Annotated in this window: 1 protein-coding gene and 1 pseudogene; one reads left to right on the top strand and one right to left on the bottom strand. The window is 69.8% G+C overall.

The annotated features are described in order from the left end of the window. A pseudogene (locus BZY54_RS47245) lies at nucleotides 1-415 on the bottom strand (DUF3558 domain-containing protein); the annotation flags it as partial. 225 nt (nucleotides 416-640) lie between these two features. Here BZY54_RS47245 and BZY54_RS47250 point away from each other — a divergent pair. Continuing rightward, nucleotides 641-1,049: RtcB family protein (locus tag BZY54_RS47250; RefSeq protein ID WP_143668373.1), on the top strand; the 409-nt coding region annotated here is incomplete at its 3' end.

A 1,049-nucleotide genomic window follows, 5' to 3' on the forward strand; every position in this document is an offset into this window, starting at 1 on the left:
TGGCGCCGGAGCCCGACCCGGAGGGCGTGGTGGCGGGGGGCTCGGGAAGGTCCGCGGCCGCCAGCTTCGTGGCGAAGACCGACTCCGCCTGGCTGTCGTCGCTCACGGAGTTGTCGTAGGAGACGACCCGCTCGAAGTCGATGTGCAGGCGGTCGGTGGCCTCCGTGGAGTCCACCTTCCAACGGCAGCCGACCTTGCGGTCCGTGTCGTAGGTGAGCGTGGCCTCGCCCTGGTAGGCCCGGTCCCGCTGGTCCACGTCCGTGATCTGCCTGATCCCGGGCAGCAGCGAGTCGAGGGTGCTGTGGCCGACCGCGCCGCAGGCCTCCGGCAGCGTGCGGTACTTGCCCGGCTGGGCCGCCGCCGTCGTCGTGCCGGAANNCGCGGCCGCGCCGGGTACGTACGCCTTCCGCAGCACGGGCAGGCTCCTCTCGACGGTGTCGATGCGTGTCGGTCCACAGGTGGCCGGCCCGGGTCCCCGCTTCTTATTCGCTTGCCGGGTGGGGGCCGCTCCCGGAGACAATGTGTATCGCACGCACTGCCGTGGACGCCGGTCCGTTGCCCTGTTTCGTAGACCTTGGCGCCGGTATTGCCATTCACAACTTCTGAGGCTTCTGTACTTTTTCGGGGGAATGGGGACGATATGTCGTACGTGGAGATACCGGGCGCGAAGGTGCCCATCCGGATGTGGACGGATCCCGCGGCGGTCGAGGGCGCGGCGATGCAGCAGCTGCAGAACGTCGCGACCCTGCCCTGGATCAAGGGTCTGGCCGTCATGCCCGACGTCCACTACGGAAAGGGTGCGACGGTCGGCTCGGTCATCGCCATGCGGGGCGCGGTGTGCCCGGCGGCGGTGGGCGTGGACATCGGCTGCGGAATGTCGGCCGTGAAGACGTCCCTGACGGCGAACGACCTCCCCGGGGACCTGTCGCGGCTGCGCTCGAAGATCGAGCAGGCGATTCCGGTGGGGCGGGGGATGCATGACGATCCGGTGGATCCGGGCCGCCTGCACGCGCTCCCGACGAGTGGGTGGGACGGGTTCTGGGGGCGGT

Source organism: Streptomyces carpinensis (genome assembly GCF_002154505.1).
GTDB classification, from domain to species: Bacteria; Actinomycetota; Actinomycetes; order Streptomycetales; family Streptomycetaceae; genus Streptomyces; species Streptomyces carpinensis.